The sequence below is a fragment of the Enterococcus sp. ARL09-542 genome, from assembly GCF_005234805.1.
Classification (GTDB): Bacteria; Bacillota; Bacilli; order Lactobacillales; family Enterococcaceae; genus Enterococcus_D; species Enterococcus_D gallinarum.
In genome coordinates, this window is record NZ_QPQX01000016.1 from 48,219 (window position 1) to 61,473 (window position 13,255).

Sequence of the window (13,255 nt, forward strand, 5' to 3'; positions counted from 1 at the left end):
ATCACGGGTGGTGAGAGTGATTAAAAAAAGTAAGGAAATGCACCTAGGAGTGGTTTTGGCGCAAGTCAAAAACGGCAGCAGACGTTACCTGCACCAAGGCAGAAAATTCTGTGAACAAAAGTGGAACCACGTGGTTGAGCGTCTTTTGAATAAGGAAACTTATTTGAAAGATGCTTTTTTGTATGTAAGTAATCAATAGGGGAAGCAGGTGAGAAGATGACTTGGACCCAAAAAGCAATTGCAGCAGCGAAAAAAAATGACCCTTCAGCTCGATCAACGCTGGAAATCGTATTGTCTTATCCGGGCTTTCACGCATTGTTTTGGCATCGCTGGTCGCATTTTTTATTTCAAAAAAAACTCTTTCTTCTAGCTAGACTCACATCCCAGTTTTGGCGTTTTCTGACAGGCATCGAGATTCATCCTGGTGCTCAGATTGGCGAAGGGGTTTTTATCGATCACGGGATGGGTGTTGTAATTGGAGAAACAGCTATTATTGAAGATGACGTCGTATTATTTCACGGTGTAACACTAGGCGGGACAGGTAAAGAAAAAGGGAAACGCCACCCGACCATAAAAAAAGGGGCATTCATTTCAGCTCATGCACAAATTCTTGGCCCTGTCACAATAGGGGAAAGCGCCAGAATCGGTGCTAGTGCAGTGGTTCTTAGTGATATCCCAAATGAAGCGACTGCTGTAGGAATACCAGCCAAAGTCGTAAGAATCAAAGGAAAGAAGGTTAGCCAAGATGATCAAAATTTATAATACGTTAACACGTAAAAAAGAAGTTTTCCAACCTCTCGAACAAGGTAGGGTGAAAATGTATGTTTGCGGGCCAACAGTTTACAATTATATCCACGTCGGCAACGGACGTAGTGTAGTATCTTTTGACACGATTCGCAGATACTTAGAATATAGAGGGTATGAAGTCGATTACGTAATGAACTTCACCGATGTTGACGACAAAATTATTCGGACCGCCAAAGAATTGAAAACTTCTGCTCCAGAAATAGCAGATCGTTTTATCGAAGCATTCAATAAAGATACTGCGGCTTTAAATGTTCAACCAGCTACATTAAATCCGCGAGTAATGGATCACATCGAAGACATTATTGCGTTTATTCAAGTATTAGTAGATAAAGGATACGCCTATATGGCAAATAATGATGTGTATTACCGTACACGTAAATTCAAGCACTATGGTCAGTTAAGTGATCAATCAATTGATGAATTAGAAGTTGGGGCCAGTCAACGAACGGGTGAAGAACAAAAGATCAAAGAAGATCCGTTAGATTTTGCTTTGTGGAAAGCGGCTAAGGAAAACGAAATCGCTTGGGATTCACCATGGGGACTAGGACGTCCCGGTTGGCACATCGAGTGCTCCGTTATGGCAACCAAACATTTAGGAGAAACAATAGATATTCATGGAGGTGGACAGGACCTGACTTTCCCTCATCATGAAAATGAAATTGCACAGAGTGAAGCGAAAACGGGTAAGACGTTTGCTAATTATTGGATGCACAATGGTTATGTCACGATTGGTGAAGAAGAAGAAAAAATGAGTAAATCTTTGGGCAATTTCGTTACTGTCCATGAAATGGTTCAAAAAATTGATCCTCAAGTTTTGCGCTTCTTTTTGGCTACTACCCAATATCGGCGTCCAATCAAATACAGTGAAACGACATTGAAAGAGGCAGAAACAAATCTGCAAAAATTGAGAACAGCCTTAGAAAATGCACAATTTCGTTTGCAAAATAGTAAAGAAGGATTCCCAGAAGGAACCGACCATGCCATCTTAGCAGAATTTGAACAGCGTTTTGTACAAGAAATGGATGACGATTTTAATGCAGCAAATGGTATCACAGTAGTATATGAACTTGCAAAATGGTTGAACACTTACAGTGAAAGTGCTTCAATCGATATAGAATTATTGACTGCTGCAGTTGAAAAATTCAAGGAATGGCTAGCCATCTTTGGGATTTACTTTGTGGGTGAGGAACTTTTAGATGAAGAGATCGAACAACTAATCGAAGAACGTATCCAAGCAAGACAAGCAAGAGATTTTGCCCGAAGCGATGAAATCCGGGATGTGCTAAAAGAAAAAGGGATTATCTTGGAAGACACAGCGCAAGGTACCCGGTGGAGAAGAGACGCATGAGAGATTACAAACAGTTGAACGGACTAGCGTTAGCCTATATTGGGGACGCGGTCTATGAAGTATACATTCGGGACTATTTGATTGAACAAGGACAAACAAGACCTAATCAGCTTCATCATATGGCGACACACTATGTATCAGCAAAAGCTCAGGCGGCATTGATCCAAAAGATGCTTGATGAAGAAATAATGACTGAAGAAGAATATGATTTTTACCGTCGTGGACGAAATAGTAAAAGCCATACCAGTGCAAAAAATGCTGATGTAACCACCTATCGCATTGCTACAGGCTTTGAATCCTTAATTGGGTATCTACACTTAACAAAGCAACAGGATCGTTTAGACACGCTCGTAGCTTGGTGTATCAAGAAAGTAGGGGAAGAAGATGAGGGAAAAGAAACAAAGAAAACCGTCGCGTCAAAACACGGTAAAAAATAAACAGCACACTAGAAAGAATTTTCGTGAAGAAACAACTGAATTGATAGATGAGAATTTTGTATTCGGTTATCATGCGGTAATTGAAGCGTTGAAAGAAGGACGCGGGAATAAATTATTTATGGCAGAGGATGCCAGAGGGGAAAAAATCGATGGGTTAAAAGAAGCTGCTCGCGCACAGTCTGTCCCAGTCAAGTGGGTGCCAAAACAAAAGCTCGATCAAATGAGCAATCAAGGCGTCCATCAAAGTGTGATTTTAGCGATCACCCCTTATGAATACCTATCACTGGATGAATTATTGGCACAAACAAAAGAGCAGTCATTCTATTTGATTTTAGACAATTTAGAGGATCCACATAATTTTGGTTCAATCCTGAGAACAGCGGATGCTAGTGGGGTAGACGGAATCATTATTCCGAAACACCGTGCAGTAGGAATCACTCCTGTAGTCGTGAAGACTTCTACTGGTGCTGTAGAACATATTCCGATTGCTCGTGTCACCAATTTAAGCCAAGCGATTCAACAACTAAAACAAGCTGGTTTTTGGATTTTTGGAACGGATATGAAAGGAACTGATTACCGTTTGTGGAATGCTCAAGGGGCAGCGGGATTGATTATCGGCAATGAAGGTCGAGGAATGAGTGAAGGATTGAAAAAAGATGTTGATGAGATGTTGACTATTCCGATGACTGGTCATGTACAAAGTTTGAATGCTAGTGTGGCAGCTGGGTTATTAATGTATCAAGCTTTTACTAGTCGAAATGGGGCGCCGCAATGAAAACGCCCCTGCTAATCGTCGATGGCTATAATATGATTGGTGCTTGGCCTGAATTAGTCTTATTAAAAAACCAAGATCGTTTAGAAGATGCAAGAGAGGCGTTATTGCATCGATTATCCAATTATTCAAAATACGAAGGATTAAAGATTATTGTTGTATTTGATGCGCAATTGGTTCCCGGTGTTACTCAAAGCTATAGTAAATATCAGTTACAAGTCATCTTTACTGAAGAAGGTGAAACTGCTGACAGCTATATCGAACGCATCGCTGGAGAATTGAATGACCGTTTGACTCAAGTAACAGTTGCAACGAGTGACTTAGCAGAACAATGGGTTGTGTTTTCTCAAGGTGCGTTGCGAACTTCTGCTCGAGAGCTTTATAAAAGTATTGAAAAAACAGAAGAAGCAATCCATCAGCATCAAACAGACATCAAATTTGAAAATTTTCGCAGAAACTCTCCTTGGACGCCTGAACAATTAGCTGAATTAGAAAAAAAACTGCATGATTTGAGTTAGGGACAAAGTTGGTTCGTTAAATGAGAAACTAATGAACAAGAATATGTTACGCTCTTTTTGTACCAAAAATTAAGCATAAAAGGAGCGTAACAAAATGAAATCAAACGAATCAATCAGTAGGAGTTCAGAAGAATTTGAAGCAATGTTTTTCAAGTATCGCCCTATCGTCGAGATTATGTACAAAAAATATTATCTCAAAGATTATGATTTAGATGATTGGATGCAAGAAGGCCGTATTGTTTTTAACAAATGTCTGCAGGCTTATGATGAAAACCGTGGAACAACACTAGGAGTTTTGTTCAAACGCTCGTTTGAAAATCGCGTCTGCAGTTTATTACGGTTGCAACAAGCACAAAAAAGAAAAGCACAATTAAATTCTTCTTCTCTTGAAGAAAAAATTTCTCATGAAGGACCAAATTTTCTCTCCGATCAAAATGAACAAACTGAAAAAGCGGAGAAGTATTTAATGCTTCAAGAAACTATGAATAAATACGATTCGCCATTTTCGAAGTTAGAGCAAATCGTTATAATGAATTACTTGAAAGGATTAGAACTTGAACAAATCGCAGAACAAACAGAACTTCCACTGCAACAAATTAAAAGCGCTTACAACCGCGGTAAAAAGAAATTGAGAGCGCTTCTTATGAACCCTTAGAGAAAATCTTATTGAAAGAATAATTATTTTATGGTAAACTTGAAATTTTCTGTAAATTATAGTATACTGTTGCTTGAGGTGAATGCGATGCCAACAACTTTAGCAACAATCAAAAAAGATTTAGAAGGTCGTATAGGCAGTGAAATCATGCTAGTTGCTCAAACTGGGCGTAAACGTCAAACGGAACGCCGTGGTGTTTTGACAGAAACATACCCTTCTGTGTTTGTCGTGGATTTAGATCCAAACGAAAATTCGTTCGAACGTGTTTCCTATAGTTATTCGGATATTCTTACTCGAACGGTTGAGATTGAATTTTTAACAAAAGCTGTTTGATCAGAAAAGGGCTGACAAAATGTTAGCTCTTTTTTTGTATTTTTTATTATTGATTAGTTAGGAGATAGTAGAATGATTGTTATGATAAAAGAGTTGCATGAGATGACCGGATTAGAATTTCACCAAATCGCTGCTTTACGTACTCAAGTGTTTGTCGTAGAACAAAATTGTCCCTATCAAGAAGTAGATGCAATTGATTTGATTGCTAAACATCTTTGTATTTTTGATGAACAGCAACAACTTGTTTCTTATGCAAGGATATATTTTATCGAAGGTACGGTTCATTTTGGTCGAGTTTTAGTAAATCCTCTGTTCCGTGGACAAGGGCATGGGGATCAATTGCTACAAGAAATCATCAAACAACTAAATCGTTTCTATCCAAATGCTCCGATTGAAATCGAAGCTCAAGCGCATTTGCAGAAATTTTACGGGAAATATAATTTTGTCACTGTTTCCGATCCTTTTGATGAAGATGGAATTTTACATGTGGTTATGAGAAAAGAGAAATAAAAGCAGTCATTACTTATAAAAAAAAAGATGAACAAATCATGAATAACTCTCTGCTCTGACATGTATTTGCCAGAGCTTTTCTGATTTCAAGAGCTATCCATTATTGTTCGAATCATTCTAAAAAACTATCTAGTTAAAAGGATCACGGTTTATATCATTAGTTGTGATATTGGTACGGGATTCTGTTTGTACTTTCAATAAGTCACGAATTTCTTGAAGATAGTCTTCGGCAGTAACTTCTGGTTCTTCTTCTTCAACTGGTTTTTGATGAAGATTGCGCAATTTATTCACAGCTTTAACGATTAAGAATAGAACAAAAGCAGTAATCAAGAATGTAATAATTGCAGTAATCACTTGACCGAAATTAAAGACGACATTTTTTTTAGGCTCCCAAACAAGCCCTGAAAATGCATCTTCGCTGCCGAAAAATGAAAATACCAGCGAAACTAATGGTGTTAAAAGACCTTCTACCAAACTGGTGACAATCGCTGTGAAGGCACTCCCGATGACAACCCCAACAGCTAAGTCAATCACATTTCCGCGCAAAATAAATTCTTTAAATTCCTTGATCATAAACAAACCTCCTTTAAATTTATTCTTAGTATAACGAATAAACGATGATTTATAAAAATATACGCCCGTAAAATGAGTAATTTTTCTGGAAAAATTCTGCATTATGCTATAATTGAAGAGATGATTTTTGAGAGGATAAGAGGTGCATTATGGCAATTGAACTAAAAAAAAATGTTCGACTCACGGTTTTGCCGACTAAAAAATATAAAACAATCCGTGTTTTTATTCGATTTACTTCGCAATTAGCGGCTGAAACGGCTGCGAAACGCACATTATTGACGAGTTTATTAGAGACAACTAGTTTGCGTTATCCCACTCAAACAGCCTTTAGTACGCAACTGGCAGAATTTTATGGAGCAAGCTTTGGCATGAATGTTAATAAAAAAGGGGATCTTCATCAAGTCAATGCAGCGATGTCGTTCGTCAACGGAAAATATGTTGCTGATGAAGAACTATTTACCCAAGCTGTTTCTTTTTTGAAAGAAGTGCTTTTTTTCCCAAATATTGTTCAAGATGAATTTGAATCAAAAAATTTTACGATCGAAAAAAGCAATTTGATTGCTTATATGAGAAGTATTGCTGAGGATAAACAGGCGTTTGCTTCATTAAGCTTACAAGAATTATTTTTTTCAAAAAGTGACAATCAAAAATTTCCAAGTTTTGGTCGTCCTGAAGATTTGGAAGATGTGACGGCAAAAGAACTAACAGAAACATATAGTTCTATGATTAAAGAAGATGCTGTAGATATTTTTGTGATTGGGGATGTCGAAGAAGATCAAGTAATTGAAGTTATGAAGGATCTCCCCTTTGAAAATCGTCCTGAAAAAGATCTTTCTGTTTTTTATCGTCAAGATTTGGAAAATATTATCCGCGAGAAAATCGTCAGAGAGCCTGTGACTCAGGCAAAACTGAACTTAGGTTATCGTACGGGTGTTTATTATAATCAACCGGAACGTTTCTCTCTCATGGTTTTTAATGGATTATTTGGCGGATTTCCTCATTCAAAACTATTTATGAATGTTAGAGAAAAAGAGAGCTTAGCTTACTATGCATCAAGTAATGTGGATACATTTCGAGGTTATTTATCTGTTCAAACAGGAATTGATGGCAGTAACCGGGATCAAGTCTTTACTTTGATTGAACAACAACTTCAAAGTTTACAAAGAGGAGAAATTACAGAGGCTGAATTGGCACAGACAAAAGCTATGCTTAAAAATCAGTTTTTGTTATCGTTGGATAGTCCACAGTCTTTGATTGAAACAGAATATCTTAATCAGTGGGTACCGAATACTAAAATGAGTGAAGAGCAATTTATACAGCGTTTGGAAGAGGTATCGGTCACAGATGTTCAAAAAATTGCTCAAAAGATCGAACTTCAAGCCGTATTCTTTTTAGATAAGGAGCTTGATCATGAATAAAAAACATTATAATCAAATAAATGAAGTCTTGTATAAAGAGATATTACCCAATGGATTAACAGTTTATTTATTACCTAAAGAAGGGTTTCATAAAACATACGGTCTTTTTAGTACAGATTATGGTTCTATCGATAATCATTTTGGTTATGCGAATGAAACGATGCATACTGTACCAGATGGTATTGCCCATTTCTTAGAGCATAAACTTTTTGAAAAAGAAGACGGTGATGTCTTTCAAAAATTTGGGCAACATGGAGCATCAGCCAATGCATTTACTAGCTTCACAAAAACGAGTTATCTTTTTTCGGCTACCAATCAAATTCGAAAAAATTTAGAAACCCTTTTAGATTTTGTACAGATGCCTTATTTTACGAAAGAAACGGTTGAGAAAGAGAAAAGGATCATTGGGCAAGAAATTCAGATGTATGATGATGATCCTAACTGGCAACAATTTTTTGGTGTCATTAAGAATCTATATCCAAAGCATCCGCTTCACATTGATATTGCTGGGACTGTTGAAAGTATAGCAGCCATCACAGCAGAAGATCTTTATCTGTGCTACCATACATTCTACCACCCAAGCAATATGACTTTGTTCATAGTTGGAAACATCGATCCAGAAGAGACAATGAACTGGATCAGAGAAAACCAGGCAGCAAAAACTTTTTCTGCAGCAAAAGAAATTAAGCGTCAATTTCCGGAAGAAACCGTTCAAGAAATTATTCCAGAAAGTATTATGAGGATGCCCGTTACGCGACCAAAAGGTGTTTTGGGTATCAAAGGGAATATGGAGAAACGTCCGACGGAAGGTCGGGAGTTGCTACGATATAAACAATCTTTGAATTTATTGTTCCAATTACTTTTAGGTAATACTTCAGCTAATTACTTAAGGTTGTATGATCAAGGAATTATTGATGATACGTTTGGTTTCGAAGTAAGTTTGGATCGAAGTTTTTACTTTGCTGATTTTTCTGGAGATGCAGAATACCCTGAAGAGATGCTTCAAGCGGTTGAAGAAATTTTATTGAATTATGAAAATGATCCTGAAATGAACGAGAAGAATCTTGAGTTACTTAAGAAAAAAATGCTGGGTAAATATTTTCAATCTCTCAATTCATTAGAATTTATTGCTAATCAATTTACACAAAGCTTATTTGGCGAAACAACACTCTTTGATTTGCCAGATGTTATACGTTCAATCACGCTCAATGATGTTCGATCTGCTGCTAAAGTATTCATTGATCAAAAAGCATTCAGTCGGTTTTACTTGCTACCAACTAAAACTAACTGATTAATCGTCATTGTGTAAGATGCCGTCTATGCATTTTCTGATAGATGGCTCTTGTTTTTGTAGAAGAATGAGTAATGAGATCAAAAAGTATTAAATTTTGTTTGCGACTTGTCTGAATGTTATCCTCAGTCAATTTTTTTTATGGTATTCTTTAAATGATACTGATTGAACAATTTTCATTTATGATGAAAAATCAAGAGTAAAAATGTTATATTTAATAAACAACCTATCAATTAAGCAATCCAAGGATGACAAGGAGAAACGAAGTGGATTTCCGATCCAAGTGTTTGCCTTCCATAAAATGAATAGTAAAGACTGGAGTAGATGATCGAGTGGCCAACGAAACTACGATTGGAGCAAAATTACGGCAAGCCCGTTTAGATAAACATATTTCATTAGATGAATTACAGCAAATGACAAAAGTTCAAAAAAGGTATTTGGAGGCAATCGAAGCCGATCGTTTTGAACAATTACCAGGAACTTTTTATGTTCGTGCATTTATTCGTCAATATGCCGCCGCTGTAGGTGAGGACGGAGATAAGTTAGTTTCTGTATTTGATGGAAAAGATACATTGGCAGAACCACTGCCTAAAAGACCTCAACCTGAGACCGTAAGCGGATCGAGAAAAGCTTTGCATGTAGAGGAAAAAGGCGGAACGTTTTTATCCCGCTACTTACCAATGATTTTATTAGGATTAGTAGCAGTCACTATTATCTGTATTGTTGGGTATATGGCTTGGCAAGACAGACATTCAACCCCTATGATTCAAGGTAGTTCGGCACCGGTGGTTGAGAATTCAGCCTATACATCAACCTCAAGCACGGTGGAATCGACAGCAAGCAAAGAAACGAGCGAGTCAGAGACTCAATCTTCTAGCAGCACAGAATCTAGTGAGAAAGAAATGACTATGACCAAAGGGGAATCTTCCCAATCAGATATCAGCATTTCAATTAAAGATGCGACGAATCCAATTAAATTAGAGTTAACTGGATTAGATGCCTCGTGTTGGGTAGGCATTCTTGTAGACAATGCGTATGTCTACCAATATACTTTACAAGCGGGCGAAGTCCAATCGACGACATTGCCAGAAAATGCAACCAATGCAACCATTGTACTTGGTGCAAGTCAAAATATCCAGATTGCGGCAAACGGGCAAAAAATTGATTTCGATGATCCTCAGTATAAATTGCTCCAAAAAAATGTGCATTTAGCGATTGAGTATCAAGAAACAAACTGATCAGAAGAACGATTAATTAGTTAGAAAGATAACATTGTTCCTATGGCAAGTGCTGTAGTAGCATGATTTCCGTTTTTTTCGTACAATATTTGTCAGAGAGGAGCAAATTTTTTGAATTTACCTAATCAATTAACTGTATTACGCATCATAATGATTCCTATATTTATTTTAGTTTTGGCGTTGCCAATCGATTTAGGAACATTGGACGTTGGAGGCGTCGATTTACTCACAACACATCTGATAGCAGCCATTCTATTTGCTGTTGCAAGCATTACGGATTGGCTGGATGGTAAAATTGCTCGTTCCAGAGGATTGGTTACCAATTTTGGGAAATTTGCCGATCCCTTAGCGGACAAAATGCTGGTAATGACTGCATTTATTATGTTAGTCGAATTGGATAAGGCTCCAGCTTGGGTAGTCTCTATCATCATTTGTCGAGAGTTAGCAGTCACCGGTTTAAGGCTCTTGTTAGTAGAGCATCATGGTGAAGTTCTTGCTGCTGCTTGGCCTGGTAAAATCAAAACAGCAACACAAATGGTTGCCATTATTTTCTTATTTATTAACAATCTTCCTTTTTCACTCATAGGCATTCCATTGGATCAAATCATGTTGTATGTATGTTTGATCTTTACAATTTATTCTGGAATCGATTATTTCATTAAAAATGCCAGTGTTTTTAAAGGTTCAATGTAATTTCTAAAAGTTCAGAGGAATTCTGAACTTTTTTTGTAAAAAAAATCAATTACAACGTAGTTGATAATGAAGGAGTAATGAAATGAAGGCAGAGATTATTGCAGTAGGGACCGAATTGCTTTTGGGACAGGTGGTGAATACCAATGCAACTTTCTTATCAGAAGAATTAGCTAGTTTAGGAATCGAAGTTTACTATCATAGTGTTGTAGGGGACAATCCAAAGCGTTTGGAAGAGCTAGTAACACTTGCCGAGAATCGCAGTGACTTGATCGTATTTTGCGGTGGTCTCGGACCTACAGAAGATGATTTAACCAAACAAATCGTTGCACAGCATGTCGGTCAAGAGCTCGTTCGTGACGAAGCAGGGTATGAGCAAATGCTGACCTTTTTCAAAAATGGTCAGCGTTTTATGACAGAAAATAATTTGAGGCAGACGTTGGTATTCAAAGATGGTACAGCGTTACCTAATGCAACTGGATTAGCAATCGGTATCTTCTACCGAACAGCTACAGCGGCATATCTCCTGTTGCCTGGACCACCAAGTGAACTGAAACCTATGTTTATCCAACAAGCCCGTCCAATTTTGCAGACAGAGTTTTCATCAGAAGAACAGTTGATTTCTCGAGTATTGCGATTTTATGGAATTGGAGAATCCGCACTAGTAACTGAACTTGCCGATCTAATTGATTCTCAGAAGAACCCAACGGTCGCACCGTATGCTAAACCCAATGAAGTAACCTTGCGTTTGACGGTGAAAACTACGGATGAATCGGCAGGACAAGCCAAACTAGATGAATTAGAACAACAAATCCAAGCAAGAGTGGGCGAATATTTTTATGGATATGGAGAGCATACTTCATTAGCTGAAGTAGTCGTTGATATGTTGAAAGAAAAGAAAAAAACCGTGACGGCTGCGGAGAGTTTGACAGCGGGACTCTTTCAAGCGACGCTGGGAGACATCTCAGGCGTGTCCCGTGTATTTTCTGGTGGTTATGTGACTTATGCTAAAGAGACAAAAAGTAAGATGCTAGGAATCAATGAAGACTTGCTAACAGCTTATGGAACTGTCAGCAAGGAATGTGCAGAAGCGATGGCGCTTGCTGCCCAAGCCAAAGAAAAAGCGGATTACGCCCTTTCTTTTACCGGGGTAGCTGGACCAGATGAGCTTGAGAATCAACGCCCAGGAACGGTCTGGATTGCTTTAGCAACCAATGAAGGTGTGAAAAGCAAGTGCTATCATTTTTCCAGAGATCGTGCATACGTTCGTCATAGTGCAGTAATGGCAGGATTAGATCTATTACGTAAGGAATTGTTAAGATGATGCGAATGTTTGTTCGTTTTTTCTTGCATTTTTTTAAAAGAAGGACTATTATTAACATAGTAATTGACACACGAAAGTGAAGAAAATAAGGGGGATTATCCGTTTGGCAGATGATCGTAAAGCAGCTTTAGATGCTGCACTGAAAAAGATTGAAAAGAACTATGGTAAGGGTGCCATTATGAAACTTGGTGAGAAAGTCGATCAACAAATTTTGACGATTCCAAGTGGTTCATTGGCTTTGGATGTTGCTTTAGGTGTGGGTGGTTATCCACGTGGACGTATTGTTGAAGTATATGGACCAGAAAGTTCTGGTAAAACCACAGTTGCTTTACACGCAATCGCTGAAGTTCAAAAAGGTGGCGGAACAGCAGCCTTTATTGATGCAGAACATGCATTAGATCCTCAATATGCACAAAAATTGGGTGTAAATATCGATGATTTGCTGCTATCTCAGCCCGATACAGGTGAGCAAGGTCTTGAGATCGCTGATGCTTTAGTATCAAGTGGAGCTGTCGATATTGTTGTTATCGACTCGGTTGCCGCTTTGGTACCAAGAGCTGAGATCGATGGTGAGATGGGTGATACCCACGTTGGTCTTCAAGCCCGGTTGATGTCTCAAGCATTGCGTAAATTATCTGGATCAATCAATAAGACCAAAACAATTGCGATTTTTATCAATCAAATTCGTGAAAAAGTTGGGATCATGTTCGGTAATCCTGAAACAACTCCTGGTGGACGTGCGCTTAAATTCTATTCGACGATTCGATTAGAGGTACGACGTGCAGAACAATTAAAATCCGGAACAGACATTATCGGAAACCGGACAAAAATCAAAGTTGTCAAAAATAAAGTAGCGCCACCTTTTAAAGTTGCTGAAGTAGACATGATGTATGGACAAGGAATCTCTCAAGAGGGAGAGTTGCTTGATATGGCAGTAGAGCAAGACATTGTTGATAAGAGCGGTGCTTGGTATGCTTATAAAGGAGATCGCATTGGTCAGGGGCGGGAAAACGCGAAAAACTATATGCGTGAACATCAAGAAATGATGATGGAAGTTTCTGCTCGTGTTCGCGATGCGTACGGCATTGGTACCGGAGAAACGGTCATTGAAACAGAAGATGCGCAAGAAGAACTACCATTAGACGAATAAGATCGTTTAACGATAAAGAAGAAGCCAAACATTCAAGTGTTTGGCTTTTTTTGTACAGTAATAACAGATCTGCTCATAAAAACTGCACGTTAAAATGAAACCTATAGGAGGTGAGGGAGCGTCAATAATTTTGTGTAAATGATTCTTCCCTACTGCAGATTGTTTCTAATTCTCAATCAGTTGGCTTAGCA

15 protein-coding genes and 1 other annotated feature (1 of these 16 running past the window's edge) are annotated in these 13,255 nt (G+C 38.1%); of the genes, 14 read left to right on the top strand and 1 reads right to left on the bottom strand.

The window, feature by feature from the left end; translation table 11 throughout:
• Positions 1–149: a binding site (T-box leader), on the top strand; it begins 47 nt to the left of the window's first position.
• Between the two features lie 67 nt (positions 150–216).
• The 8 genes from epsC to DVW06_RS14375 all read left to right on the top strand — a co-directional run bounded on the left by epsC (position 217) and on the right by DVW06_RS14375 (position 5,380).
• Positions 217–762: a serine O-acetyltransferase EpsC gene (epsC, locus tag DVW06_RS14340; protein WP_003129273.1), complete on the top strand. Its 546-nt coding sequence runs from the start codon at positions 217–219 to the stop codon at positions 760–762.
• Complete coding sequence (gene cysS, locus DVW06_RS14345; protein ID WP_003129274.1) at positions 746–2,155, top strand: cysteine--tRNA ligase; 1,410 nt, start codon at positions 746–748, stop codon at positions 2,153–2,155. The genes epsC and cysS overlap by 17 nt, the downstream gene beginning before the upstream one ends.
• Positions 2,152–2,592: a Mini-ribonuclease 3 gene (locus DVW06_RS14350; protein ID WP_003129275.1), complete on the top strand. Its 441-nt coding sequence runs from the start codon at positions 2,152–2,154 to the stop codon at positions 2,590–2,592. The genes cysS and DVW06_RS14350 overlap by 4 nt, the downstream gene beginning before the upstream one ends.
• Positions 2,540–3,367 (top strand): 23S rRNA (guanosine(2251)-2'-O)-methyltransferase RlmB, encoded by an 828-nt coding sequence (gene rlmB / locus DVW06_RS14355; protein WP_003129276.1) that lies wholly within the window; start codon positions 2,540–2,542, stop codon positions 3,365–3,367. Before DVW06_RS14350 ends, rlmB begins: the two co-directional genes overlap by 53 nt.
• Positions 3,364–3,882, top strand: coding sequence for an NYN domain-containing protein (locus tag DVW06_RS14360; RefSeq protein WP_005473058.1), 519 nt, complete (start codon positions 3,364–3,366; stop codon positions 3,880–3,882). The genes rlmB and DVW06_RS14360 overlap by 4 nt, the downstream gene beginning before the upstream one ends.
• 94 nt (positions 3,883–3,976) lie before the next feature.
• Entirely contained in the window at positions 3,977–4,537 is a 561-nt protein-coding gene (locus tag DVW06_RS14365) for a sigma-70 family RNA polymerase sigma factor (protein WP_003128971.1), read from the top strand.
• An 87-nt stretch (positions 4,538–4,624) separates the two neighbouring features.
• On the top strand, positions 4,625–4,870 hold the full coding sequence (locus DVW06_RS14370; RefSeq protein WP_003128972.1) for a Veg family protein: 246 nt from the start codon (positions 4,625–4,627) through the stop codon (positions 4,868–4,870).
• 72 nt (positions 4,871–4,942) lie between these two features.
• The gene (locus DVW06_RS14375) at positions 4,943–5,380 is read left to right on the top strand and encodes a GNAT family N-acetyltransferase (RefSeq protein ID WP_003128973.1); all 438 of its coding nucleotides are present in this window, start codon (positions 4,943–4,945) and stop codon (positions 5,378–5,380) included.
• 129 nt (positions 5,381–5,509) lie between these two features.
• Here the strand turns inward: DVW06_RS14375 and mscL are convergent, their stop codons facing one another.
• Positions 5,510–5,953, bottom strand: a complete 444-nt coding sequence (gene mscL, locus DVW06_RS14380) for a large conductance mechanosensitive channel protein MscL (protein WP_005473052.1) — start codon at positions 5,951–5,953, stop codon at positions 5,510–5,512.
• 149 nt (positions 5,954–6,102) lie between these two features.
• Between mscL and yfmF the strand changes: the two genes are divergently transcribed.
• From yfmF to recA, 6 genes are all read left to right on the top strand, one after another.
• Positions 6,103–7,371, top strand: coding sequence for an EF-P 5-aminopentanol modification-associated protein YfmF (gene yfmF / locus DVW06_RS14385; protein ID WP_137264805.1), 1,269 nt, complete (start codon positions 6,103–6,105; stop codon positions 7,369–7,371).
• Positions 7,364–8,662: an EF-P 5-aminopentanol modification-associated protein YfmH gene (yfmH, locus tag DVW06_RS14390; RefSeq protein WP_003128977.1), complete on the top strand. Its 1,299-nt coding sequence runs from the start codon at positions 7,364–7,366 to the stop codon at positions 8,660–8,662. The genes yfmF and yfmH overlap by 8 nt, the downstream gene beginning before the upstream one ends.
• Positions 8,663–8,994: 332 nt before the next feature.
• A complete protein-coding gene (locus DVW06_RS14395; protein ID WP_003128979.1) occupies positions 8,995–9,900 on the top strand; it encodes a helix-turn-helix domain-containing protein in 906 nt (301 codons plus the stop codon).
• 111 nt (positions 9,901–10,011) lie between these two features.
• Positions 10,012–10,593 carry a CDP-diacylglycerol--glycerol-3-phosphate 3-phosphatidyltransferase gene (gene pgsA / locus DVW06_RS14400; RefSeq protein ID WP_005473048.1) on the top strand — a complete coding sequence of 194 codons (582 nt, stop codon included), beginning with the start codon at positions 10,012–10,014 and terminating at the stop codon, positions 10,591–10,593.
• Between the two features lie 82 nt (positions 10,594–10,675).
• Positions 10,676–11,914 (top strand): competence/damage-inducible protein A, encoded by a 1,239-nt coding sequence (locus DVW06_RS14405; RefSeq protein ID WP_003128983.1) that lies wholly within the window; start codon positions 10,676–10,678, stop codon positions 11,912–11,914.
• Between the two features lie 103 nt (positions 11,915–12,017).
• Entirely contained in the window at positions 12,018–13,064 is a 1,047-nt protein-coding gene (gene recA / locus DVW06_RS14410; protein ID WP_137264806.1) for a recombinase RecA, read from the top strand.
• Positions 13,065–13,255: the final 191 nt, after the last annotated feature.

What these genes read in the sequence shown, in the direction of transcription:
- DVW06_RS14405 (WP_003128983.1), top strand. Translation starts at nt 10,676, where the DNA reads ATGAAGGCAGAGATTATTGCAGTAGGGACCGAATTGCTTTTGGGACAG.
- DVW06_RS14370 (WP_003128972.1), top strand. Translation starts at nt 4,625, where the DNA reads ATGCCAACAACTTTAGCAACAATCAAAAAAGATTTAGAAGGTCGTATA.
- epsC (WP_003129273.1), top strand. Translation starts at nt 217, where the DNA reads ATGACTTGGACCCAAAAAGCAATTGCAGCAGCGAAAAAAAATGACCCT.
- rlmB (WP_003129276.1), top strand. Translation starts at nt 2,540, where the DNA reads ATGAGGGAAAAGAAACAAAGAAAACCGTCGCGTCAAAACACGGTAAAA.
- DVW06_RS14350 (WP_003129275.1), top strand. Translation starts at nt 2,152, where the DNA reads ATGAGAGATTACAAACAGTTGAACGGACTAGCGTTAGCCTATATTGGG.
- mscL (WP_005473052.1), bottom strand. Translation starts at nt 5,953, where the DNA reads ATGATCAAGGAATTTAAAGAATTTATTTTGCGCGGAAATGTGATTGAC.
- yfmH (WP_003128977.1), top strand. Translation starts at nt 7,364, where the DNA reads ATGAATAAAAAACATTATAATCAAATAAATGAAGTCTTGTATAAAGAG.
- DVW06_RS14375 (WP_003128973.1), top strand. Translation starts at nt 4,943, where the DNA reads ATGATTGTTATGATAAAAGAGTTGCATGAGATGACCGGATTAGAATTT.
- cysS (WP_003129274.1), top strand. Translation starts at nt 746, where the DNA reads ATGATCAAAATTTATAATACGTTAACACGTAAAAAAGAAGTTTTCCAA.
- DVW06_RS14365 (WP_003128971.1), top strand. Translation starts at nt 3,977, where the DNA reads ATGAAATCAAACGAATCAATCAGTAGGAGTTCAGAAGAATTTGAAGCA.
- yfmF (WP_137264805.1), top strand. Translation starts at nt 6,103, where the DNA reads ATGGCAATTGAACTAAAAAAAAATGTTCGACTCACGGTTTTGCCGACT.
- DVW06_RS14360 (WP_005473058.1), top strand. Translation starts at nt 3,364, where the DNA reads ATGAAAACGCCCCTGCTAATCGTCGATGGCTATAATATGATTGGTGCT.